This window comes from Flammeovirga agarivorans (assembly GCF_012641475.1).
GTDB classification, from domain to species: domain Bacteria; phylum Bacteroidota; class Bacteroidia; order Cytophagales; family Flammeovirgaceae; genus Flammeovirga; species Flammeovirga agarivorans.
In genome coordinates this window covers 1,146,594-1,172,445 of record NZ_JABAIL010000001.1, presented here as the reverse complement: position 1 = coordinate 1,172,445, position 25,852 = coordinate 1,146,594, and the positions used below count along the sequence as shown (strand labels likewise).

The 25,852-nt window shown below is 28.9% G+C and carries 26 protein-coding genes and 1 pseudogene; 24 read left to right on the top strand and 3 right to left on the bottom strand.

Going from position 1 to position 25,852, the window contains the following annotated elements:
• The 24 genes and pseudogenes from HGP29_RS04815 to HGP29_RS04700 all read left to right on the top strand — a co-directional run.
• Positions 1–255, top strand: a 255-nt coding sequence (locus HGP29_RS04815; protein WP_317169931.1) for a UDP binding domain-containing protein, incomplete at its 5' end; no start/stop codon positions are given.
• Positions 256–285: 30 nt separating this feature from the next.
• Positions 286–1,533: a lipopolysaccharide biosynthesis protein gene (locus HGP29_RS04810; protein WP_168881211.1), complete on the top strand. Its 1,248-nt coding sequence runs from the start codon at positions 286–288 to the stop codon at positions 1,531–1,533.
• Complete coding sequence (locus tag HGP29_RS29060; RefSeq protein ID WP_168881210.1) at positions 1,530–2,141, top strand: acyltransferase; 612 nt, start codon at positions 1,530–1,532, stop codon at positions 2,139–2,141. Before HGP29_RS04810 ends, HGP29_RS29060 begins: the two co-directional genes overlap by 4 nt.
• Positions 2,138–2,971: a sulfotransferase family protein gene (locus tag HGP29_RS04800; protein WP_168881209.1), complete on the top strand. Its 834-nt coding sequence runs from the start codon at positions 2,138–2,140 to the stop codon at positions 2,969–2,971. The genes HGP29_RS29060 and HGP29_RS04800 overlap by 4 nt, the downstream gene beginning before the upstream one ends.
• Complete coding sequence (gene hisH / locus HGP29_RS04795) at positions 2,968–3,576, top strand: imidazole glycerol phosphate synthase subunit HisH (RefSeq protein WP_168881208.1); 609 nt, start codon at positions 2,968–2,970, stop codon at positions 3,574–3,576. Before HGP29_RS04800 ends, hisH begins: the two co-directional genes overlap by 4 nt.
• Entirely contained in the window at positions 3,573–4,343 is a 771-nt protein-coding gene (locus HGP29_RS04790; protein ID WP_168881207.1) for an AglZ/HisF2 family acetamidino modification protein, read from the top strand. Before hisH ends, HGP29_RS04790 begins: the two co-directional genes overlap by 4 nt.
• A gap of 9 nt (positions 4,344–4,352) precedes the next feature.
• The gene (locus HGP29_RS04785) at positions 4,353–5,507 is read left to right on the top strand and encodes an N-acetyl sugar amidotransferase (protein WP_168881206.1); all 1,155 of its coding nucleotides are present in this window, start codon (positions 4,353–4,355) and stop codon (positions 5,505–5,507) included.
• Positions 5,508–6,527, top strand: a complete 1,020-nt coding sequence (locus tag HGP29_RS04780; RefSeq protein WP_168881205.1) for a Gfo/Idh/MocA family protein — start codon at positions 5,508–5,510, stop codon at positions 6,525–6,527. It abuts the gene before it with no gap.
• Positions 6,524–6,973, top strand: coding sequence for an acyltransferase (locus tag HGP29_RS04775; protein WP_168881204.1), 450 nt, complete (start codon positions 6,524–6,526; stop codon positions 6,971–6,973). Before HGP29_RS04780 ends, HGP29_RS04775 begins: the two co-directional genes overlap by 4 nt.
• 1 nt (position 6,974) lies before the next feature.
• Positions 6,975–8,090, top strand: coding sequence for a DegT/DnrJ/EryC1/StrS family aminotransferase (locus HGP29_RS04770; RefSeq protein ID WP_168881203.1), 1,116 nt, complete (start codon positions 6,975–6,977; stop codon positions 8,088–8,090).
• Positions 8,087–9,187: a glycosyltransferase family 4 protein gene (locus HGP29_RS04765; protein ID WP_168881202.1), complete on the top strand. Its 1,101-nt coding sequence runs from the start codon at positions 8,087–8,089 to the stop codon at positions 9,185–9,187. Before HGP29_RS04770 ends, HGP29_RS04765 begins: the two co-directional genes overlap by 4 nt.
• Positions 9,188–9,190: 3 nt before the next feature.
• The gene (locus tag HGP29_RS04760) at positions 9,191–10,204 is read left to right on the top strand and encodes a glycosyltransferase family protein (RefSeq protein ID WP_168881201.1); all 1,014 of its coding nucleotides are present in this window, start codon (positions 9,191–9,193) and stop codon (positions 10,202–10,204) included.
• Positions 10,201–11,265, top strand: coding sequence for a glycosyltransferase family 4 protein (locus HGP29_RS04755; RefSeq protein ID WP_168881200.1), 1,065 nt, complete (start codon positions 10,201–10,203; stop codon positions 11,263–11,265). Before HGP29_RS04760 ends, HGP29_RS04755 begins: the two co-directional genes overlap by 4 nt.
• A 42-nt stretch (positions 11,266–11,307) precedes the next feature.
• Positions 11,308–12,540 carry a hypothetical protein gene (locus HGP29_RS04750; RefSeq protein ID WP_168881199.1) on the top strand — a complete coding sequence of 411 codons (1,233 nt, stop codon included), beginning with the start codon at positions 11,308–11,310 and terminating at the stop codon, positions 12,538–12,540.
• Positions 12,541–13,524, top strand: a complete 984-nt coding sequence (locus HGP29_RS04745) for a glycosyltransferase (RefSeq protein WP_168881198.1) — start codon at positions 12,541–12,543, stop codon at positions 13,522–13,524. It abuts the gene before it with no gap.
• Positions 13,517–14,635, top strand: a complete 1,119-nt coding sequence (locus HGP29_RS04740) for a glycosyltransferase (RefSeq protein WP_168881197.1) — start codon at positions 13,517–13,519, stop codon at positions 14,633–14,635. Before HGP29_RS04745 ends, HGP29_RS04740 begins: the two co-directional genes overlap by 8 nt.
• Positions 14,636–14,639: 4 nt before the next feature.
• Complete coding sequence (locus HGP29_RS04735) at positions 14,640–15,197, top strand: WcaF family extracellular polysaccharide biosynthesis acetyltransferase (RefSeq protein ID WP_168881196.1); 558 nt, start codon at positions 14,640–14,642, stop codon at positions 15,195–15,197.
• Positions 15,197–16,147, top strand: coding sequence for a UDP-glucuronic acid decarboxylase family protein (locus tag HGP29_RS04730; RefSeq protein WP_168881195.1), 951 nt, complete (start codon positions 15,197–15,199; stop codon positions 16,145–16,147). The genes HGP29_RS04735 and HGP29_RS04730 overlap by 1 nt, the downstream gene beginning before the upstream one ends.
• 11 nt (positions 16,148–16,158) lie before the next feature.
• Entirely contained in the window at positions 16,159–16,899 is a 741-nt protein-coding gene (locus HGP29_RS04725) for a glycosyltransferase family 2 protein (protein WP_168881194.1), read from the top strand.
• A gap of 19 nt (positions 16,900–16,918) precedes the next feature.
• Positions 16,919–18,031 (top strand): GDP-mannose 4,6-dehydratase, encoded by a 1,113-nt coding sequence (gene gmd, locus HGP29_RS04720; RefSeq protein WP_168881193.1) that lies wholly within the window; start codon positions 16,919–16,921, stop codon positions 18,029–18,031.
• 89 nt (positions 18,032–18,120) lie between these two features.
• The gene (gene fcl, locus HGP29_RS04715) at positions 18,121–19,065 is read left to right on the top strand and encodes a GDP-L-fucose synthase (RefSeq protein ID WP_168881192.1); all 945 of its coding nucleotides are present in this window, start codon (positions 18,121–18,123) and stop codon (positions 19,063–19,065) included.
• A gap of 155 nt (positions 19,066–19,220) precedes the next feature.
• Entirely contained in the window at positions 19,221–20,351 is a 1,131-nt protein-coding gene (locus tag HGP29_RS04710) for an MraY family glycosyltransferase (RefSeq protein WP_168881191.1), read from the top strand.
• Between the two features lie 248 nt (positions 20,352–20,599).
• Positions 20,600–20,839, top strand: a pseudogene (locus tag HGP29_RS29115) (HI0074 family nucleotidyltransferase substrate-binding subunit); the annotation flags it as partial.
• On the top strand, positions 20,826–21,143 hold the full coding sequence (locus HGP29_RS04700) for a nucleotidyltransferase family protein (RefSeq protein WP_168881190.1): 318 nt from the start codon (positions 20,826–20,828) through the stop codon (positions 21,141–21,143). The pseudogene HGP29_RS29115 and the gene HGP29_RS04700, both read left to right, overlap by 14 nt.
• A 538-nt stretch (positions 21,144–21,681) precedes the next feature.
• On the opposite strand, the gene HGP29_RS04695 is transcribed toward HGP29_RS04700, so the two are convergent.
• The 3 genes from HGP29_RS04695 to hemB all read right to left on the bottom strand — a co-directional run bounded on the left by HGP29_RS04695 (position 21,682) and on the right by hemB (position 25,804).
• A complete protein-coding gene (locus HGP29_RS04695) occupies positions 21,682–22,998 on the bottom strand; it encodes a tetratricopeptide repeat protein (RefSeq protein WP_168881189.1) in 1,317 nt (438 codons plus the stop codon).
• 134 nt (positions 22,999–23,132) lie between these two features.
• A complete protein-coding gene (locus HGP29_RS04690) occupies positions 23,133–24,770 on the bottom strand; it encodes a M61 family metallopeptidase (RefSeq protein WP_168881188.1) in 1,638 nt (545 codons plus the stop codon).
• A gap of 59 nt (positions 24,771–24,829) precedes the next feature.
• Positions 24,830–25,804 carry a porphobilinogen synthase gene (gene hemB, locus HGP29_RS04685; RefSeq protein WP_168881187.1) on the bottom strand — a complete coding sequence of 325 codons (975 nt, stop codon included), beginning with the start codon at positions 25,802–25,804 and terminating at the stop codon, positions 24,830–24,832.
• Positions 25,805–25,852 lie beyond the last annotated feature (48 nt).

Below are 25,852 nucleotides of genomic sequence, written 5' to 3'. Positions count from 1 at the left end.
TTGGAATACTTGAATACACACTCTTCAGAAGAAATCAGAGAAAGAGTTAAAGTAGTCAATGATCCATACGAAGCAGCTCAGGATGCACATGCTATTGCTATCTTAACAGAATGGGATGAATTTAGAACGTATGATTGGAAAAAAATCCATTCTACAGTATTAAAACCAGGGAATATTTTTGATGGTAGAAATATCTTAGATAAAGAAGCATTGAAAAATGAAGGCTTTAAAGTATTTAGTATCGGGATAAATTAGACTTTTATTCAAGATTTAGATTCTAAAATCATGATTAAAAAAATAAAAAAAAACATCAACGAAAATCCTTTCATAAAAAACACACTAACTTTAGTCAGTTCTTCTGTAATAGCACAAATATTCACTGTTTTATCAGCTCCAATACTTTACAGATTATATACAAAGGAAAATTATGGAATTCTAGGATCTTTCATTGCAATCAGTACAATTACAAATCTTTTTTCAAGTTTTCAGTATTTACAACCAATAATTCTAGAAAAAGATGATAACGAAAGTATTAAACTTGTTCACCTTAATATTTTTTTAAATTTAATTGGAACGGTAACTTATTTCGTAATAATTATTATTCTCCTTTACAAATCTATAGCAATAAAATATTATTTTTTATTGCCATTAACTTATTTCTTAAATGGTCAATCTGAGATAATTTCAACTTGGCTTAATAGAAATAGACAATTTAATGTAATTTCTAAAGCAACAATTATTCAAAGTATTTCAACCCCAATAATATCATTTATTTCTTATTATATATACAAAAATGAAAGAGGCCTTTTTACTGCATTAATTCTAAGCCAGTTTATACAATTCATATTTTTTGTTTTAAATAGTAACATAATCAAGAAATTAGATATCAAAAATTTTAATCCAAAAACTATCATATTAAAAATAAAACAATATAAGTCTTTCCCTCTAATGAGAGTACCATCTGAACTAATGAATAGATTGACAAGTCAATCTCCGATCCTTATGTTTAGCATTTATTCAACACCTGAATTTATAGGAGTCTATAATCTATGTACAAGAATGTTAGGTATTCCGATTCAATTAATTGGAAATAACATTGCAAAAGTGTTTAAAGAAAAAGCAATCTCTGACTATAATAATTTAGGGAATTTTAATTTAATATTTTTAAAAACTTTTAAAAGTTTATTTTTAATATCAGTACTCCCATTAATAATTGTAATGTTTAAAGGTCCAATTATTTTCTCATTCTTTTTTGGTGAGACTTGGAAAGACGCTGGTAATCTAGCTCAAATTCTAATTCCTTTGTATCTATTGAAATTAATTGTCTCACCATTATCTTATTCTTATTTTATTAAAAACAAGTTAAAAGAAGATCTAGTTTTACATGTATATTTAATGATATCGAATATAATTATTTTACATCAAGGTTTTGAATTAGGATTTGACAACTTCACAATTATTAGTATTTATTCTATAAACTTTTCTTTTATTTATATTATTTATATTTTAAGATCTTATACTTTTTCAAAATGAATCGAATCAAAATAATTATACTAAAATTAACTCCTAATTTTATACTTAGAAGGTTTTTACCCTTTCTAAATAGATTTAAATTCCTAATCGAAACTAAAAACACACAAACACCCATTACTTTTGACATGTGGTATCAACAAAAAGTAAGAAAAACAACTCAAAATGCTAATTGGCCTATTCATCAAACAAGCAAGGTATACAAACCTGAAAATATTAAATGTGGAATTGAAACCTCTCCAGGTTATAGTCCTGGTAACTATATCCAAGCTATGGGAAAGATTACCATAGGAGACTACACTCAAATTGCTCCTAATGTAGGAATCATCACTGCAAATCATAGTTTATACGATAACAGAGAACATATTATTAAAAACGTTGAAATAGGTAGATATTGTTGGATAGGAATGGGTGCAATTATCCTTCCGGGTGTAATATTAGGAGATTATACAATTGTTGCAGCTGGTGCAATTGTAACTAAAAGCTTTGATAATGGATTTGTAGTAATAGGAGGCAACCCCGCTAGAATACTAAAAAAATTAAATAAAAAAGAGTGTATCTTTCATAAAAGTGAATACGAATATATAGGTTATAATAAAAAAGAAAAATGAAGAAATTCCCAAATTTAATAGTAATTGGTGCAATGAAATCAGGAACAACTAGTTTACATAATTATTTATCTTTGCACCCAGATATATTTATGTCACAAAAAAAAGAAATTGATTATTACACCGATGCTATATTCAAAAAAGAAACTCAAGACTGGTATTTAAATCAATTTGATTCAGATTACAAAGTCAGGGGAGAAAGCTCTCAAAACTATAGTAAATGTCATAATAAATATTACCAAAACATACCAAAACGTATTAAAAATGACATCCCAAATGTGAAATTCATTTATTTACTTAGGGATCCGATAGAAAGGTATAAATCTCAAATTAGTGAAAATTATTATGGTGAAACAAAAAAAGAAATCGAGTATAATATTAAGTCGGAAAACTATTTGAAGACTTCTATGTATTATATGCAATTAACAGAATATCTTAAATACTTTTCTATAGATCAATTTTTAATAATAACAACTGAAGAATTAAACAATAATCGTCTTTATACAATGAATAAAATATTCAACTTTTTAGGAGTTGATGAGATTAAAGAAGAAAATACATTTAACTTTATTAGCAATGATAATAAGGGTAAAAAAGTTTTCCCTTTATCATTTAAACAAACTTTAATTTATAAATTAATCAAAAAAGGCTTACCAAAAAAAGTATTCCAAAAAATTGAATATTCATCTTTCTTAAGGAACTATATATTTATTGGTTGGAAAAAAAGAGAGATAGATAAAAATGAAATTATTAGAATTAAATCAATTCTAGTTAATGACATAGATAAATTAAGAAAAACTACCAATTTAGAATTTAAAGATTGGAAAATATGATAACAATAATAAACTACGATGCTGGAAATATTAAATCAATTCAAAATATTATAAAAAAAGTTGGAGGACAATGTATCATAAGCTCGAATATTGATGAAATAAAGAAAGCAAGTAAATTAATATTACCTGGTGTTGGTTCCTTTGATCATGGAGTGAAAAAACTACATGAATTAAATCTGTTTGACATTATTAAAGATAAAGCAAATAATAATACACCCCTGTTAGGCATTTGTTTAGGTGCACAACTTTTAGGTAATAATAGTGAAGAGGGCACAACTGAAGGATTGGGTTTAATTAATATGGAAGTTATTAAATTTAAAAAATCAAAATTAGGCAATCACAAAATTCCTCACATGGGTTGGTCAATTCCTAACTTTATTAAAGAAACCCCAATAAGTAAAAACCTTGACATAAATTCTAGGTTTTATTTTGTTCATTCATATCATTTTCAATGCCATAATCAACTTGATATACTAGCTAAAGCATACTATGGATATGAATTTCCTTGTGCAATTTCAAAAGGAAATATATTTGGCTTACAATTTCACCCAGAAAAAAGTCACAAATATGGTATGCAAATCATAAAAAATTTTATTCAATTATGACCCGAAAACGTATAATTCCAATTCTATTACTAAAAAATGGTGGACTGGTAAAAACTATTAAATATAGTAAACCAAACTATATTGGCGACCCAATAAATGCAGTTAAAATTTTTAATAATAAAGAAGTAGATGAACTCAGTATTTTAGATATCGAAGCTTCAGAAAAGAATAAAGAACCTGATTATAAAAAAATTGAAGAAATAGTATCAGAAGCATTTATGCCTATTTCATATGGAGGAGGCATAAATTCTTTAGATAAAGCTAAAAAAGTTTTCAATTGTGGTATTGAAAAAATCGTTATTAATTCAGCATCATTTACAAAACCAAAAATCATTTCTCAAATTGCTGAAATTTACGGGGAACAAAGTGTTGTCGTTAGCATTGATATAAAAAAAAGTTTTTGGTCTAATAAATACATGCTAAGATATCAAAACGGCAAAAAAAAATCGAAAATTGACATTATAAGCCACTTGAAAAATATTCAAGAATTAGGAGCTGGCGAAGTTCTGTTAAATAATATAGACCGAGAAGGTACATATCAAGGATATGATTTAGATTTAATAAAAAAAATTGCAGAAAACTGCGAAGTTCCATTGGTTGTAAATGGAGGTGCGAAATCATTAGAAGACATGTGTAACTCTATTAAACATGGTGCTTCTGCTTGTGGAGCAGGTAGTTTATTTGTTTACACAAGTAACAAAAAAGGTATCTTAATAAATTATCCACAGCAAGAAGAACTTAATAAAATCTTCACTTATAATCTTTAATCTCTACAAATGCAAGAACCAAAAGTTTTAAAATCCTCTGAGAAAAAGTATCAAATGTGTTCAAAAACTGTCATGGACACAACTGACGAATTGATATCATTTGACAAGGATGGTATATCTAATCATTATTTCGAATACCAAAAAGAAAAAAATAAAACTTTATTAGATGAACCATTAAGAAGTCAATATTTAGAAAAAAAAGTTGCTCAAATTAAAAAAGATGGAATAAAAAAAAAATACGACTGTTTAATCGGATTAAGTGGAGGAGTCGATAGTACATATGTTGCACTTTTAGTAAAGAAATTAGGATTAAGACCACTAGCAGTACATCTAGATAATGGATGGAATTCTGAATTAGCAGTATCAAATATTGAAAATATTGTCAATAAACTTGATATTGATTTACATACTCTTGTTATAGATTGGAACGAGTTTAAAGATATTCAACTATCTTACCTAAAAGCATCAGTTATTGATATTGAAGTTGTTAGTGACCATGCTATTTTTAGTTCAATGTACAAACTAGCGAAAGAGCACAACATTTCACATGTTATTAGTGGTACAAATGTCGTAACTGAATTTATCATGCCTAAATCATGGCTATATCATAAATTAGATTTTTTAAATCTTAAAGATATACATAATAAATATGGTAATGTAAAATTGAAAACTTACCCTACCTTTAACATATTCAAGTACATTTATTACAACTCTTTCTTAAAATTGAACCCTTTTTCAATTTTAAACTATGTAGATTATCAAAAGGATGAAGTAAAAAAAATAATATCAGATGAGTTAAATTGGAGAGATTACGGGGGTAAACACTATGAATCTATTTTCACTAAATTTTATCAAGCTTATATTCTACCAGAAAAATTTGGAATTGATAAAAGAAAAGCTCATTTAAGTACGCTTATTTGTTCTGGTCAGATTACTAGAGAAGATGCTATTAAAGAGTTAGAACAACCTTTGTACCTTCCAAATGAACTCGAAAATGACAAAGAGTATATTCTAAAAAAATTAGGTTTAAGTAACTCTGAGTTTGAAACAATTATGAATACTCCTCCTAGATCTCATAACGATTTCAAATCCGACCTTCCATTGAAAAAAAAGTATATGGAATTTTTAAAAAAAACTGAAAAAATACGAAAATATTTTAGATAGATGAAAAATAAAAAAATAAACTTTGCGATAATTGGTTGTGGCAGAATAGCACAAAGACATGCTGAACACATTAATAATGTTGGTGAATTATGGGGGGTTTGTGACATTGACGAGAACAAATCTAGATCATTGGCTGAGAAATATAATTGTAAATCTTTCAATAGCATCGAAGAGTTATTAACAAATAATAACAATATAGATGTTGTAGCAATATGTTCTCCTAATGGCTTACATGCAGAACATACTATCAAATCATTAAATGCTGGATATCATGTGCTCTGTGAAAAGCCAATGGCAATTAACTTAAATGATTGTGGTGAAATGATAAAAGCCTCAGAACGGTCAAATAAAAGATTATTCATAGTTAAGCAGAATCGTTATAATCCTCCAGTTTCAGAAATAAAGAAATTAATTGACAATGATGTATTTGGAAAAATATTTTCAATACAACTTAGTTGCTTTTGGAACAGAAACGAGAATTATTATAAAGATTCTTGGAAAGGAACTAAAAGTATTGATGGCGGCACACTTTATACTCAATTTAGTCATTTTATTGATTTATTGTATTGGATGTTTGGTGACGTAAAAAAAACATATGGATTTACAAAAAACTATAATCACCATAATATAATTGAGTTTGAAGATAGTGGAGTTATATCATTACTATTCTATTCTGGAGCAATTGGTACTATAAATTATTCAGTAAATACCACAAATAAAAATATGGAAGGTTCCTTAACTATCATTGGAGAAAAAGGCACCGTTAAAATTGGAGGGCAATACCTAAATGAATTAGAGTATCAACAATTTTCTAATGGCTTTACAATAAAGAATTTACCAAAAGGCAACCCTCCTAATTCTTATGGAGAATATAAAGGATCAATGTCAAACCATGATAAAGTATATGAGAATATTATTGATGTATTGAATAATAACGGTAAGATATCTACAATTGGATTCGAGGGACTGAAAACTGTTGAGATAATTGAAGAATTTTACAATAACGCTATCAAGCTATGAACATAAAAAAAGTTAGTATTAATGATATTAAAACTGGAAAAAATGTAAATATCATTGAACCAGTAAACCTATATGGTTGTAATATTGGAGAGAACACCTTTATAGGACCTTTTGTTGAAATTCAAAAAAATGTAACAATTGGCAGTAATTGTAAAATTCAATCGCACACATTTATTTGTGAGTTAGTTACAATAGGCTCAAATACTGTAATTGCCCATGGGGTAATGTTTATTAATGATTTATTTGAAGATGGGCACCCTGCAAATGGCGACAAATCAAAGTGGAAGGAAACAAAAATAGGTAATAACGTATCAATTGGCAGTAACGCTACTATTCTACCTGTAACAGTTTGTGACAATGTTGTTATTGGAGCAGGAAGTGTTGTAACTAAAAATATAGATCAACCTGGTACATACATTGGTAATCCAGCATTTAAATTAAAATAACATGAACAAAATTGAATTTGTAGATTTAAAAAAACAATACGACAACATTAAAAATGACATTGATAAATCAATACAAAGTGTCATTAATGACAGAGCGTTTATAGGAACTAATTCGAATAAATATGTCAAACAATTTGAACAAGATTTTTCTGATTTTCATAATACAAATCATTGTATTGCTTGTGCAAATGGTACTGACGCATTAGAAATTGCGTTAAAAGCCTTAAATATAGGTATAGGTGATGAAGTTATCGTCCCTGCACTTACTTGGATTTCAACCGCTGAAGCAGTAAATAACGTAGGTGCTAAACCTATATTTGTTGATATTTTAGAAGATTATTTTACTATTGATCCCAGTTTAATAATAGAGAAAGTCAATGAAAATACTAAAGCTATTATCCCTGTTCATTTATATGGCCATCCAGCGAAAATGGAACAAATATCTTTGATTGCAAGGAAATATAACTTAAAAATTATTGAAGATTGTGCTCAAGCTCATGATGCTAGTATCAATAATAAAAAAGTAGGAACATTTGGAGATATCGGTACATTTAGTTTCTTTCCTGGAAAGAACCTAGGTGCGTATGGTGATGCAGGGGGAATTATAACTAATAGTGTAGAATTAGCTTTAAAATGTAGAATGATTTCCCAGCACGGTCAACTTGACAAAAAACATGAGCATATAACAATTGGAAGAAATAGTAGAATGGATGGGATTCAAGCTGCAATTTTATCTGCAAAATTGAAATATTTAGCAAGTAACACCGAAGAAAGAATTAAAATCGCTAAATACTATAAAAAGAAAATTAATAATCAATTTATATTACCAAACATAGATAACAATCACAGACATGTCTTCCATTTATTTGTAATTAGACATAAAGAAAGGAATTTGATAAAAGAAGAATTAGCAAAAAATAATATTTCATCAGCTATTCAATATCCTCTTCCGCTACCGTATTTAGATGTTTACAAAAATGAAAATATTGAAAATAATTTCCCAATTGCTAAAAAAGTTACTGAAGAAATTATTTCAATACCAATATATCCTGAACTAGAAACTAAAGAACTAGATCACATTATTAATACTCTAAATTCTTTTTCTATTTGTAAATGAATTATTTAAAAAACAAAACTATAATTATATTATCACCACAAAAGTGGAATTCAATACAAGTATCGAAACATCATTATGCAATACAATTAGCAAAAGATAACAATGTTATTTTTATAAACCCACCTAGTAATAAAGAGAATATATCAAATTCTATTTACAATAAAATTAGAATTATTGATTACAAATTAATAATACCTACTACACTTAGATATAAAAGCAGATTCATTTTCAATCTAATTATTAAAAGTAAAGTCAAAAGTATTCTTAAAAATTATAAAATAAAAGGAGATATAGTATGGTGTTTTGATCCAAATATTTTTAACGATTTAAATGTATTTAATTGTAAAACAAAAATTTTTCATCCTGTAGATCCAATCACTGAACAAGAACAAATTAATGTTGCAAATACCGCTGATGTAATATTTTCTGTTTCACAAAAAATATTATCTTCATTCAATAAAATTAAAAAACCTAAATATTTTATTAATCACGGCTTAGGAAATGACTTTGTCAACTCTTCAAAAAAATATTCTTTCAAAGAGAAAAACAGAGATGAAACTTTTAAAGTTGGGTATGTAGGCAATCTCATAAGAGAAGCTATTGATAGAGATCTTTTTCTTGAATTAGTATCACAAAATACTGATGTAGATTTTTATTTATGGGGTCCTTCCTACAGTAAAAATGATAATGGCGCAATACATTTTATCAAAAAATTAAGCACTTTAAATAATGTCATTCTGAAGGGAATAAAAAAGGGCAGTGAATTAGCAAATGACATTAAAAATATGGACTTCTTTTTTTTAACTTATAAGAATATCCCACATTTATCAGATAGATCAAATTCCCATAAATTAATAGAATATCTTAATACAGGAAAACCTATAATTAGTATAGATATAGAGACATATCGTAATAATAATTTAATTTTAATGACAAAAAAAAATGACAATGAAATGTTAGATCTCTTTAATCATTTGAAAAATAATTATTCTGATTTTCATAATGAAAACCTTTTTTATAAAAGAATTGAATATGCACACTCTAACAGTATGTCTCAACAAATAAATAAAATTGATAGCATTTTAGCTAACTTATAAATTATGAAAATTCTTATTATTGGAAGCAAAAAAAATAATACTACAGATTATTTTTATTATAATCTTTTAAAAGAAAAAGGTTACAATATAAAAATTTTTGAATCACATGATATTTTTAACGAATTTTATTATCGTAATATATTCAATAAAATCTTATTCAGATTAAAACTAAGTAATATTTATTATAAAATTAATGTTGCCTTAAAGAAAATTGCTTTAAATGATTATGATATCATTTGGATATTCAAAGGTATGGAAATTTACCCTTCAACAATAAGTTATCTAAAAAATAAAACAACTGCTAAAATTGTTAATTATAATGGCGATCATCCATATATTTATGAATCAAGGGGTTTTGGTAATAAAAATGTTTTAAACTCTATTAAACTATATGACTTACATTTAAGTTATTCAAAGGAAATACAAAAAAATTTAATAAATAAATTTAATGTACAATGTAAGTGGCTTCCTTTTGGATATGAATGGTCTAAAGTCAATCAAGTATATCATGATAAAAAGATTGGTTGTTTTATTGGTAATCCTGATAATAATAGGGCTCAAATAATAAGACAGTTAACAAATAACGGAATTATGATGCATTTATATGGTAATAATTGGATAAAACACATAAAGGAAAATAAATTTATCAAAATTTTCCCCGCAGTTCATAATGAAGAATATTTATCTACTGCTCAAAAATATAGATTTCAATTGAATATTTTCAGGAATCAAAACAAAGACAGTCATAATATGAGAACTTTTGAAATGCCTGCTTTTGGCTGTATTTCGTTAAATCCTTATTCAAAAGAACAAACCTCTTTTTTTGAAGAAAACATTGAGTGTTTTTATTATAATGACAATAATGACTTAATAAGTAAGGCAAAACATATCATCAATTTATCTGAAGAAGAAGCATATAAAATAAAACAAAATGCTTACAACAAATCTATTTCTTCGAATTACAAATATTCTGATAGAATAAATATATTAGAATCTTATTTTAATGAAATTATATGACTGATCTAGCAATAATACACTTCTATCCATTAGAAGAGTATCCACCAATCCAAAATTTACTAGACACAATAAGTAAACATAATGTAATCTGTATAACAAATACATCTTCAAAAAAATTTCAATATAAAAACGAAAAAATTTCAATTTATAGATACAAAAACAACATCAATAAAAATAAATTTAGCAGGTTCTTAACCTATTTAAACTTCCATTTTAAAACCTTTTTTTTATTAAATAAAAAAAAACCAAATAATATCATTTATTATGAGACTATTAGTTCATTTTCTGCAATACTTTATTGTATTATTTATAACAAAAAAATTAATGTTCATTACCATGAGTACACTAGTTTACCTGAATATAGAAAGGGTATGCTATTAAATAGATTTTTCCACAAAATAGAAACATTATGTTACAATAAATATTTCACAATTTATCAAACAAATGAACAAAGAGCTAGATTATTTAAAAAAGACAGCAACATTACTAGTAATAACATCTTAGTATCACCTAATTACCCTCCTAAAAACTGGACTTCAAAAAAACAGATAAATACAAAAACATTGAAATTTATTTATGTTGGATATAATCTAGAGCCTAAGACTTCATATATTGTTGAATTTATTGATTTTCTAAACAATTTAGATGTTGAATATATCTTTGATTGTTATTTAATGACATCTGATAATTTCCCAACTCATTTAATTAATAATAAAATAAGAATATTTGAAGCTATTCCATATCAAAATCTAAATAAAGTATTATCTAATTACAATATAGGAATAATTTTATACAAAGGGCATGTACCAAACTATATTTACAATGCACCTAATAAGCTATTCGAATACATAGCAAGTGGTTTAGAAGTATGGTACTCGAAAGAAATAAAAGGCATTGATTATTATAAAAAAGATAGTTTACCTAGAATTATTTCAATTGACTTCAAAACAATAAATAATAGTATTATAAAAAATATTTCTAAAATAAAACACGAAGAACATACAGTTTTTAATTGTGAAGAAATATATAAAAATGTATTAACAAGAATCACCTCACATTAAAAATAATTCCCTTTTCAAAAACGAAAAAATCAGATAAAATAAATGACATTTTGGACATATATCGGCATAATATTTACTCTTTATATTATTTGGAAATTCATAGATGAATTGGGTAAATCTATTCCAATACTAGAATTGCTTTGTTTATTAATGTGTCTACAATGGATTATTGGTCCTTATAACAGCTATAACTCAAACATAAGCCATTATAAGTACTACATGTATGTAGATGAAACTACCTATATGTCTTTTGTTGTCCCTTGTGTAATTATCTTTACAACAATACTATTATATAATCGAAAAAAAATTAGTATTACGATAAATCCTACCTCATATTTAAATTATGCCTATAGACTTCTATTAATTGGAATAATCTCTGATTTACTTAAAATTATATCTCCTCCTAGCTTATATTTTTTCCTCTTTTTAACATCACAAACAAAATTTATTTCTGCAATAATTTTAATTTCTTCAAAAAAAGTTCGAGATAAATACATTTTTATTGGTATAATTTTTTACTTAATCTCCCATGCATTAACAACTGCTCTGTTTCATGATTTAATTATATGGGCTGTATTCATTTTTATGTATTGGTGTATTTATCATAATACTAATTTCAAAATCAAGACACTCCTTATTACCTTTGGAATAATTTCTATAATTTCTATACAGTTTATTAAATCAACATATAGAAGTTTTGTTTGGAACAACTATTCTGGTAATAAAATAGAACTTTTTCTTCAAATTTTATACACTAATGATGTAAGTTATTATCAAGATAAAGAAAATTTAAACAACCTAAATATTAGGTTAAATCAAGGGTGGATTATTTCATCAATTATGAAAAATGTTCCTCAAAACACTCCTTTTGCTGAAGGGGAAACAATTACAAATGCTATTTCCTCAGCTATCTTACCTAGGTTCATAAATCCAAATAAAAAAAAAGCAGGAGGGCAAGAAAATTTCATCAAATACACTGGCTTATCTTTAGGAAAAGGCACATCAATGGGATTAAGTATCATTGGGGAGTTTTATGCTAATTTCGGTAAAATTGGATCACTCATTTGTATGATAATATGGGGATATTTTCTCTCATTGATATGGAATAGACTCTATTATTCTATATTTAAAAAACAAATATTACTCTTTTTTCTACCTTTAATTTTTCTACAAGTAATAAAAGCAGAAACTGAATTAGTTGTTGTATTAAACCACTTATTAAAATCATTATTTGTGGTATATTTGTTAATTAAGATTCAAACAACAATTAAATAAATGAAAGTCAATCTATTTTATAGAAAAAAACGAAAGTATGCTTATAGTATTGAAGAGCTTTTCAAGAGCATATCAAAAAAATTAACAAATTATAATTCGATAAAAATTGAACTTCCTTACAGCAAAGCTTCAATGAAAGAAATTTATTTAAATTGTTTATTTTGCATTAAATATTTCAATAAACTAAATCATGTAACTGGCGATGTACATTATATTGTCCCTTTTTTAGGCTCAAAAACTATTTTAACAATACATGATGTTAAATCTATTCTTCAAGGTAATTTTATTTCATACTCTATAAAAAAATTATTCTGGTTTTGGCTACCTATATTATTTGCAAAAAAAATTACAGTAATTTCAAATTTCACAAAAAAAGAGGTTCTAAAAATTGCCCCATGGGCAAAAAAGAAAATCACTATTATTCCTAATCCTATAAACTTCAGATATTTAAGTCAAATAAAAAAACAACAAAATGTCAAGTTCACGGTTTTAATTATTGGAACAAAGACAAATAAGAATTTGACACGAATTTTTAACAGCTTAAAATCCTTAGATCTAAAATTGAATATTATTGGGAACTTATCCAAAGAGCAGAAGACACTTGCGAAGGACTTAAAATTAAATTATACAAATTATCAAAATTTAAATTATAAGGAAGTATTAGAAATATATAGTAAGTCTGATCTATTATGTTTCCCCTCTATATATGAAGGCTTTGGTATGCCAATATTAGAAGCACAAGCTATTGGTATCCCTGTTTTAACAAGTAATTTATCTCCAATGAAAGATATTGCAGGAGAAAGTGCTTTATTGGTTAACCCATATTCTATTAAGAATATCAGAGAATGCATTATTAGAATAATTGAATCTCCTATACTGCAAGAAGAACTTATCATTAAAGGAAAAGAAAATGTCTTAAGATATGATATACATGCCATTGCAAAACAATATGAAAACCTATATAAAGAAATAGAAAATGTATAAACCTAAAGTATTTCTTTCTTATGATTTTTTTTCACCTGCTTTTAAAGCAGGTGGACCAATACAATCATGTAGTAACTTAGTACAGTTATTAGAAAATGATGTTGATTTTTTTATTTATACCACTTGCTATGACCTTGATGGAAAAAAATTAAATATAAAAAAAAACCAATGGGTAGAATTTGAACATAAAAGCAGAGTGTTTTATGCTGATAAAAACTTTCAACAATATAAAATAATTTATAATTTAATTAAAAAAAGCTCAGCTGATATTATATACATTCAAGGAATATTTTCTCTTGTATATACTATTTATCCCTTAATGGCTGCTATATTTTTAAAGAAAAAAGTAATTGTTGCTCCTAGAGGAATGTTACAAAAAGGTGCCTTAGCTCTAAAAAGCACTAAAAAAAAACTATACTTGGCAATTTTACGACCTTTTTTTAAAAAGAAAAATATTTCTTGGCATGCTACTGATAAAGTTGAAAAGGAAGACATAGAAAAATATATAGGAAATGGTAAAAAGGTCGATATTATATCAAATATTCCTAGGCTAAGCAACAAACTTACAAGTAATAAAAAGGAAAATGATAGGTTAAAACTTATCACTATTAGTCTTATCGCTAGAAAAAAAAATCATATTCTTATTATCAATAGTTTAAAAAATTTAAAATTAAATATTACTTATGATATATTCGGGCCAATTAAAGAAAGTGAATATTATTATGAACTAAAAAGAGCAATTTCTAATCTTCCTACCAATATTAAAGTTAATTTTAAAGGTAGCATAACTCCCCAGGAAGTTGATCTAAAATTACAATCTTATGATCTTTTTATACTACCTACTTTTGGTGAAAATTTTGGTCATGCTATATTTGAAGCTCTGAGTAACGGTATTCCAATTTGCATAAGTAAAAACACCCCATGGCAAAATTTAGGTAATGCCGGTTATACATTGGATCTCGAAACTTCAATATGGGAAAATACTCTTTTAAAATTAGCACACGAAACAAATAAACAATGGCTGACACGGAAAGAAAGTGCAAGAACATTAGCTTGTAATTTCATCGAATCAGCTCATTTTAGAGAAAAATATTTAGACCTTTTTAACTAAAAATATGTCAGTAAAAGTTCAATTAAAAAACTATAAAAATTCAAATTTTCACAGGGGGAAGAATAAGTTTATTGAAGTTTTGTGGTATTTCTGTAATTTACTCTTTCTAAAAAACTCATACAACCCAATTTCTAGTATTAAAGTCATAATCTTACGTCTTTTTGGTGCTCAAATAGGTAATGGGGTAATGATTAAGCCATCAGTAAATATTAAATTCCCATGGAAGTTAACGATTGGTAATGACGTATGGATTGGAGAAAATGTTTGGATTGACAACCTTGCTGAAGTAGTTATTAAAGATAATGTATGTATTTCTCAAGGTGCATTATTACTTTGTGGAAATCATAACTATAAAAGATCTACTTTTGACCTCATCATAGGTCCTATTTCATTAGAAGAAGGTACATGGGTAGGAGCCAAATCGGTAGTATGCCCAGGTGTTACTCTCAGAAGTCATTCTATTTTAGCTGTAAATTCTGTAGCAAATAAAGACTTAGAGAAATATAGTATATATCAAGGAAATCCTGCAGTAAAAATCAGGAAACGTTTAATAAATCAATAATGAAAAGAGTATTAATCACAGGAGCTGCAGGCTTCTTAGGATCTCATTTATGTGATAAATTCCTATCAGAAGGTTACTATGTTATCGGCATGGATAACTTCTTAACAGGTAGCGAAGAAAATATCTCACACTTTTTTGGAAATAAGAACTTTGAATTCGTTCATCATGATGTCACAAAATTTGTTCACGTTTCTGGAGACCTTGATTATATATTACATTTTGCCTCTCCTGCCTCCCCAATAGACTATTTGGAAATGCCAATACAAACTCTTAAAGTGGGTTCATTGGCACCATATAACCTATTAGGTTTAGCAAGAGTAAAAAATGCAAGGTTTATTATTGCTTCTACTTCTGAAGTATACGGTGATCCAAATGTACACCCTCAACCTGAAAGTTATTGGGGTAATGTAAACCCAATTGGGCCAAGAGGTGTATATGATGAAGCAAAACGTTTTCAAGAAGCCATTACAATGGGGTATCATACCTTCCACGGCGTAAATACAGGTATGGTAAGAATTTTCAATACATACGGTCCTCGAATGCGATTAAATGATGGTAGAGCATTACCAGCATTTATGTCACAGGCACTTAGAGGTGAGGATATAACCGTTTTCGGTGATGGCTCACAAACAAGATCTTTCTGTTATGTCGATGACTTAGTAAATGGTATTTTCAAACTCACTTTATCTAATGAACATCAACCAGTTAACATTGGTAATCCACAAGAAATTACCATAAAAGAATTTGCCGAAGAAATTGTTTCACTTACCAATTCGGGAAGTAAAGTTATTTATCAAGACTTACCTAAAGATGATCCTAAACAACGTCGTCCTGATATTACCAGAGCTAAAGAAATTTTAAATTGGGAGCCTAGAGTAGGACGGGAAGAAGGACTTAAAAGAACTTTAGAATATTTTAAAGAAAAAGTTGAAACTCAACTTACAGAATAAATCTTTTTTTTATGAAAGTTTCTATAATAACAGCTTCATATAATAATAAAGAAACACTCCAACAAACAATCAATTCTGTGTTATCTCAGGATTACTCAAATATCGAATATATTATTGTTGATGGAGGTTCGACAGATGGCACTATTGAAATGGTATCGTCATATGGAAAAAGAATTGACACATTTATTTCAGAGCCTGACAAAGGGATTTATGATGCTCTAAATAAAGGAATTAAACATGCTACTGGTGATGTAGTAGGGTTTATGCATTCTGATGACTTTTTCGCATCAACTTATGTTATTAGCCAGTTAGTTGAAACTTTTAAAAGAAATAAAGTAGACGCAGTATATGGAGATTTACATTATGTAAATGCAGATAACCCCTATAAAATAATTAGGAATTGGGTAAGCTCTGATTTCACCTTTAGCAAGTTAAGCAAAGGGTGGATGCCACCACATCCAACATTGTATTTAAAAAATGAGTGTTATAAAAAATATGGTCTCTATAATACTAACTTAAGAATAGCAGCAGATTATGAGTTAATTCTCCGATATTTTGGTAAATACAAGGTATCATCATCTTATATGCCTGTTACAATGGTAAAAATGAGAATTGGAGGAGCAAGTAATCAAAACATTAAGGCTATTTGGAAAAAATTAAAAGAAGATTATTGGGCCTTAAACAATAATAATGTAGGAGGTCTATCAACTCTTATATTAAAAAATCTATCAAAAGTTACTCAGTTTTTTTAAATCATAAATTTTAAACAAAGTGAAAAAAGCATTAATTACAGGTATCACTGGTCAAGATGGTGCATATTTAACAGAACTCTTACTGGAAAAAGGTTATGAAGTACACGGTATTAAACGTCGTTCTTCTTTGTTCAATACAGATAGAATTGACCATTTATATCAAGATCCTCATGAGACCAATGTAAGACTTAAACTTCATTATGGTGATCTTACTGATTCAATGAACTTAACGCGTATCATCCAAGAGGTTCAGCCTGATGAAATTTACAACTTAGGAGCAATGTCTCATGTGCGTGTAAGTTTTGACACTCCTGAATATGTTGGTAATGTTGATGGATTAGGAACTCTTAGGATTTTGGAAGCTGTTAGATTATTAGGTTTAACTGAAAAAACAAGGATCTACCAAGCTTCAACTTCTGAACTATACGGTATGGTACAAGAGGTACCTCAAAAAGAAACAACTCCTTTTTACCCTCGTTCCCCATACGCTGTTGCCAAGATGTATGGTTATTGGATAACAGTAAATTACCGTGAAGCTTATAATATGTATGCTTGCAATGGTATTTTATTCAACCATGAGTCTCCTATACGTGGAGAAACTTTTGTTACGCGTAAAATTACTAGAGCCGTTTCTAAAATTGCTTTAGGGCTTCAAGATACTCTTTATCTTGGTAACTTAAACTCTAAAAGAGATTGGGGACATGCAAAGGATTATGTTAAAGCAATGTGGTTAATCTTACAACAGGATGAAGCTGAAGACTTTGTTATTGCCACTGGTGTAACCACTACAATTCGTGACTTTGTAAAAATGTCTTTTGCTGAAGTAGGAATTGAATTAGAATTCGAAGGTGAAGGTGTTAATGAAATTGCAAAAATTAAGTCTTGTAGCAACCCTGAATATCAAGTTGAAGTTGGACAAGTTGTATTAAAGGTTGACCCTCAATACTTCCGTCCTACTGAAGTAGATCTATTGATTGGTGATCCAACTAAATCTAAAGAAAGATTAGGTTGGGAATTAGAGTTTGATTTAGACGGATTAGTGAAAGATATGATGCAATCTGATCTTAAGTTATTTAAGAAGGATAAATACTTGAAGGAAGGTGGACATGATATTTTAAATCAATACGAATAAAATATCACTATATTTATGTTATCATCAAAAGCTCATGGATTATTTCGTGGGCTTTTGATGATTAAAACGTTTAAAGGAGCAAAAACATCATGGAAAAGAATTCAAAAATATATGTAGCTGGCCATAGAGGAATGGTAGGTTCTGCAATTGTTAGAAAATTAAATAAAGAAGGGTTTTCTAATATTGTCACAAAAACATCCTCAGAATTAAACCTTACTGACCAGCAAGCTGTCGCATCATTTTTTGAGCGAGAAAAGCCTGATTATGTTTTTTTAGCAGCCGCTAAAGTAGGTGGTATACTTGCTAATAATGTTTATAGAGGACAATTCCTTTATGAAAACCTGATGATTCAGAATAATGTAATCCATCAGAGTTATGTTCATAAAGTAAAGAAGTTAATGTTTTTAGGTTCGTCATGTATCTATCCTAAAATGGCTCCTCAACCATTAAAAGAAGAATATTTACTTACTGACACATTAGAACCTACTAATGAACCGTATGCAATAGCAAAGATCTCTGGCATAAAAATGTGTGAAGCCTATAGAGATCAATATGGCTGTAACTTTATTTCAGCAATGCCTACAAACTTGTATGGTTATAATGATAACTATCACCCTAAAAACTCTCATGTTTTACCAGCCCTTTTAAGGAAGTTTCATGAAGCAAAAGTAAATAATGCTCCCACTGTAGAAGTATGGGGATCAGGGTCTCCCTTAAGAGAATTTATGTTTGTAGACGATCTAGCTGAAGCATGTTTTTACTTGATGCAAAACTATGATGGAAAACAATTTGTAAATGTAGGAACAGGTGTAGATTTAAGTATTAAAGAATTAGCTGAAACTATAAAGGAAGTTGTCGGATTTGAAGGTGAATTAGTGTGGGACTCTTCTAAACCCGATGGTACACCAAGAAAGCTAATGGATGTTTCTAAATTACATCAAGCGGGTTGGAAACATAAAGTAGAATTAAAAGAAGGAATATCACTTACCTATCAAGACTTTATCAAAAACGTAGATGTTCTTGCTGAACGCTAAAAAATAAAGCACTTAATAAAAATTAAGTGCTTTATTTTTTATTAATGACAAATACTTACTGTCAAATAACTATCTTTGCCTTAAGATTCTTTTTCAATAAATATTGATATTTTGGCTTGATGCTTGTTCTCATTAAACAAACAACTTAAATTATTATGCTTCGAATTTTATTAGCATTTTTAACCTCACTTACTATTGCATTAATTGCTGTTCCTGAAGTCAGAAAAGTTATTTCTAAAAGAAATGTTTTTGATGATATAGGTGGTAGAAAGGTTCATACTGAACTTATACCAGCTATGGGTGGAGTAGGTATTTTTCTTGCATTTATATTAAGTTGTTGTCTTTGGATGCCAGCCCAAGTTGCTTCAGAACTCAGGTACATGTTCTTTGGTATCATTCTTATTTTCTTTATGGGTGTTAGAGATGATATGTTAGAGATGAGTCCAAAGAATAAGTTATATATACAAATTATGGCATCTACAGTAGTTGTTGTATTAGGTGATATACATATAGACTCATTATACACTCTAGTTCCACAAATATACTTTCCTCAATGGTTGAGTTATGCCTTTTCAATTTTTGTGATTATAGCATTGACCAATGCTTTTAACTTAATCGATGGTATTAATGGTTTATCTGGAGGTATTGCAGCTTTAATATCATTATGTCTTGGAGGATGGTTTTATTTAATTGGTGAACATTCTTTAGCTGTGTTAATGATATCGATGTTTGGTGGTTGTATTGGATTCTTATATTACAATTGGGGTAAGGCTAGTATCTTCATGGGAGACACAGGAGCTTTATTACTAGGTTTCTTCATTTCTGTTTCTCTCATCTTATTTATCAATGTTGACCATCAATTAGCCACTTCAAATATTTACAAGATACAAGATCCTATCAGCGTAGCTATTGCTTTATTTATTTACCCCTTTATTGATACTCTAAGAATTTTTACAATTAGAGTATTTGAAGGCAGATCACCTTTCTCACCTGATAAAAAACATATACATCATATCCTAATTAGAACAGGTTTATCACATGCAGCTTCAAGTGCAATAATTATTTTTGCATCAATATTGTTCCTCACAACGACATTGGTTGCTAATTTATATGTTAATGACCTATTACTACTTTGTGTTATTATAACATCATTATATTTTGTTCCATTAGCTCTTAAACTTAGAGTCAATTATTTCAAACATCATAAAGAAGGAAAATTACTTAAACTTAGAGAAAAGAAAAGAGCGATGGAGAAGAGTCAATTTAAAGTTGAAAAAATCGGATAGTAAATAAAAAATATTTATTTAAAAAGAAGCTATATATTATTCAATAATATATAGCTTCTTTTTAAATTAAAGTTTACAATATAAATTATGGAAGATGATATTCGCTGGAAACAACGTTTTCAAAATCTTCTTAAAGCATATAATCAACTTCATTCTGCAATAAATAGATTTCCTGAATTAGATGATCTATCTAAGAGGGATTAGCCCAAAGGCTTGAATACACTCTTGAATTATAATGGAAGTATTTAAAAGATTATCTAAAAAGTGAAAGTGTAATTGCGAATACACCAAAAGAAGTCATTAGGCAATCTTTTCATTATGAAATTATTGATGATGGTGAAATATGGTTAGAAATGCTAAATAATAGGAATTTATTATCACATACTTATAATGAGGAATTATTCCATAAAGCTACTAATGCTGTTGTAAATTCTTATTTTAATGAAATCTCGAAACTTATTGAATTTTTGAATAATGCTAATAACTAATCAATTTGGAATAGGAGACAAATCTTTTTCTCAGTTAATAGAAACATTTAGATTGTATAAAGATCTAGATAAAGCATCTATTTTTGGATCCAGAGCTTTGGGTAATTTTCGAAAAGGCTCAGATATAGATATATGCATCCATGGAGACTTTGATTCCTCACTTATTTTTAAAGTAAAAGAACATATCGAAGAAAAAACAAACATTCCCTATTTAATTGATCTAATAGATCTCAAACAACTAGACAACGAGAAATTAATAAAGCATATAAAGAATAATGGTATTGAAATATATCACCGACCTTAACTTCACTTCTTTAAGTTTCTAATTTCAAAAAGCTACGAACAACTATTACCATTTACATTTTAAGAAAAACCATTACAAATTTCACAATTAAACCCCTTCATTTTATCAATCATCTAAATTTATACGCCAACATCCATTTATTTCACAATACACTTTGAATCAATATTTAAAGTTATTAACATTACATTATAATTAAACGCAATTATTTTCCATCTGTAAGATACTTGTGCTTAACGAATCATAAGTTTACTAACTATTAAAAAATAACTAACTGAAAACTAGCTCTAATGAAGATGGATGATTAATAATGCGAAAACTATTTATCACACATTTTCTTATATCGGGTCTTATTAGAATGAAAGAGTTCTAAGATCTAATTCAAAACGTTATTTCACCTCGCAAGAAATGTGCGGGGTGTTTTTTTATTCTTTTCATATTACACTCTGAGTAAAGTACACTTTCCCCTTTTATTTGTAACAAAAAGGAATACCTCAGTGTATTGAGATATCCCCTATTCTTGTATATATCTTAGTATTGCTTAAAGCGCATTATCATTTTGTACCTTAGCGTAATATTCTAGTGAATAAGATGCTACAGGGTAGTATGGTCCTTTTCTAGCATCTTGAAGAGACTGCTTACATTTTATTGGATTTTCTATTCCATAAACATGTCCCATTAAAAGAGAATATTTTACAAATTCTTGAGGTGTGATATTTGAATCTGACATCAAATCTAACCCAACTTCAATTGCCTCTTCTCTCCTACTTAATTTATGTAATGCTACTACCTTATGGAACATTACTTCTCTTACTCCTTTAAAGTTCTTCAAACATTCGTTAGCGTATTTTAATGCTTCATCATATTTCTTAGAGCATAAAAGGATATCAATAAACTCAATATAGGCTTTAAGGTAAATTTTTTCATTTCCTACATAGTCTTTTAACCCTAATTCAAAAAGGTGGATCCCTTTATGATGGTGTTCTTCTTTAACAATAATATCAGCTAGTAAAATATTTGCTTTGATATATTTTTTATCAATTTTCATTGCCTTATCTAGCAATGATTTTGCTTTGCTAAACTCATAGATATCTTCATAAGCACTAGCTACAGCAAAATAGTAATCTGGTTTTAGCTTTGTTACTAATGGCTTATAAGGACCAACATTGGCAAATTCTAATACAGGCATCGCTTTGTCGTAATCTTCTAAAGCATACAGTGCGATACCTTTTTCATAATAGTATTTTGCTACCTGAGGCTTTGGAGCATTTTCAGAAAACTGAGTCAGTATCTGATCAATTACTTTGATGGCTTCGTGATGTTTCCCTATCTTATTTGATGTTTTAGCATCTAAGTAAAGGATTTCTACATTATTTGGAGAGATTTTCAACCCTTCTTTAGTATACACATGAGCATCTGCATACATCTCTTCAGCTGTAAAGAAATTAGCCGTTTCTAAGCATAAATTCACTTGCTTAAATGGATCTTTTTCTTCCGTCAACCAAGCATTTACATTCGCTTTGTATTTATCGTAATCTTTACTCCCTTGATATACTTTTGAAATGGCTGAATATGCTGGCATATAGCTTTTATTTAGTGCTAATGCTCTATCCCAATCGTCAACAGCTTTTGCACTGTCTTGTACCAATAGGTTACAAACGCCTTTCCAATAATGTACTTTTGCTGATGTATCTGCAATGGCTATAGCTTGTTCATATTCAACGATTGCTCGTAAATAATCCTTTGCCATTCTAAATTTTTCAGCATTCTTAAAAAATAGTTCTACGGCGTTTTTCTCTTGAGCGAATAAAGTAGTTGAAAAGCCGAGCAATAAAAATGGTAATAATAGTTTTTTCATATCAATAACCCTAATTAGAAAAAAGAGATGACCTAAAAATCTTATTTAAAAAAATTAGTTTATCCAAACGTAAAGATAACAAGTTTGTACCTCTGTTTAAACTTATTGATTATTAATTACACTATTCAGTTCACTTAGGTTACATTAATCTTAGCAAAGTACAACTCTTTCTTTTTATATAACTCTTTTGCAAAGATTTGGCTATCTCTTTCGTAAATAACTTTTAATACGTCATTTTGTGACGCCATCTTTTGGTAACTATCTACAGAGCCAACAATATCATTTATTGAAATAATCTTATCTCCTTCCACAAGATCCTGGCTTGTTTTTCTAGCTGCAGTATCTACAATAATACCTTTAGTATCTACTTTTAAACCATAATATTTAGCAAGTGCTTCTTTTGGGAAATTGACTTCTGTTTCCCACCCAAGATGATGTAAAGCTTCTTGTACTTTATCTTCTAAAAGATCCGTTCCAAAGATTACATTATTAAAATATTCGTCTAGAGATGCTTCAAAAACTTCTTCTGAAATGGTTTTGTAATCTTCTGATGTATAACCCAAAGAATTCTCACCAAAACGCTCCCACATTAATTTCATTACATCATCTAATGATTTCTGATCATCAAATTTTGTTTTGATCATACTATCAAGAATTAATGCGGCAACAGCTCCTTTTACATAAATACTTGTCTTTCGAGCAGGAATTCCTTTTTCATAACCATCAGTCCATAATTCTAAAGATGAATCTGCTACTGATAAAGCATAACGTCCTTGATTTTCGAAATGCCTTGTAAGTAGCTTATTCAATTCATTTTTATATTGCTCTTTAGAGTATGCTCCTGAACGATAGAGTATTTCATCGCCAAAATAGGTCGTAACACCTTCTGCTACATAACCAGTATCAAAATAAACTTCTTCAAATAAAGGGTACGGTTTTAGTTCTTTTGGACGAATACCTTTGATATTCCATACATGGAACAACTCATGAGAGGAAATCCCTAAAAGATTTTCATAGAAAGTTGTATCATTAAAATCTACAGCGGGTCCCAAAGTGATCACAGTACTTGTTGGATGTTCTACTCCATGATAATGTCTAAATGATGGAATTAGGCATAAATAATGAAACTCTGAATGAGGGAAACCACCAAAGATATCTAATTGTTTTCGAGTGAATTTCTTGAAGTCGGTAACAATTTGTGTCCAGTCTGGTTGAATATTTCCATGTAACCAAATATGAAACATTGAATCTTCCATCACAAAAGATTGATGGTGCATTTTTGACCCTGCCATAAAAGGAGTTTCAGTCCATTCTTCAAAATTAGAAAAATGGTAACTATCGGCTTTTTTTACCGCTGCAGTTGCTACTTCAAAATTTAATGGAAAGTCAATAATAACATCAATTTCTTCCTGGTCAAGTCCCTCAGGGAGCATACCACAACTTATTCCATTTATTAACCAAAAATCATTACTTACCCAAGTGCCTCCAGCATCTTGATGGCGAGCATAGTATTCATAGTGAAGTATTATCTCATCTCCTTCCTGGCTTCCAAGTACACTCCAAGTATTTCTACTAACATTTCGTACTTCAAATGCCTTGCCATTACTTTCTGCCCCGATGTTTCGAATATTTTTTGCGAAGGTCTGCACTTGATAACGACCAGGTCTCCATAATGGAAGCTTTACCAATGTATCATCAGTTGTACAGACGAATGAGATCTTGAAGTCTAAAAAATAAGGGTGGGAAGGTGAAGGGGAGATATAGAATTTCATGAATTTGGTTTTAGTTAGTAGTTAGCGATTAGTATTTCATAACCACTAACTACCTATTTCTATTTTTTTAAAAGTACAGCTGCTTCTTTTGCGAAATAAGTTAAGATCGCAGATGCCCCTGCTCGTTTGATACTCAATAACATTTCCATCATGGTCTTGTCATTTTCCAACCATCCGTTCTGAGCTGCTGCTTTTAACATTGCATATTCTCCAGAAACATTATATGCTGTAATTGGAATATCAAAATTCTCTGATAATGTCTTGATAACATCTAAGTAGGATAAAGCAGGTTTAACCATTAAGAAATCTGCTCCTTCAACAAAATCTAACTCTGCCTCAATTAATGCTTCTTTTACATTAGCAGGGTCCATTTGATATGTTTTCTTATCACCAAACTTTGGTGCAGAATCTAGTGCATCACGGAATGGGCCATAGAAAGCCGAAGCATACTTAGCTGAATAAGACATAATGGAAACATCAGTATATCCATTATCGTCTAAGACTTCTCTGATGTAACCGATTCTACCGTCCATCATATCAGAAGGGCCAATAATATCAGCACCCGCTTTTGCTTGTGCCAATGCCATCTTACCCAATACTTCTAACGTTTCGTCATTAATGATTTCACCATCTCTAACGATACCGTCATGACCATCCGAACTATAAGGATCCATAGCTACATCAGTCATCAGTACAGCTTCTGGGTATTTCTCTTTAATAGAACTTAAAGCGACTTGGTAAAGGCCTTCAGGGTTATGACCTTCGGTTGCCATACTGTCTTTTTTGTCATCACCAAGAGAAGGGAATAGACAGAAAGATTTGATCCCTAGATCCAAACACTCCCCAATCTCATTCATAAGAAGATCTAATGTATACCTGTAGATACCAGGCATTGAAACAACTTCTTCTTTGTGATTTTCTCCTTCGATCAAGAACAAAGGAAAAATAAAATCATCTACCGTTAAGATAGTTTCTTTTACCATTGAGCGAATGCCCTCTGATTTTCTATTTCTACGTGGTCTTCTTGTTAACATATTTTCTGATTTTGACCGAATTTATCGGTTAGTTTTTGATTTATCAAG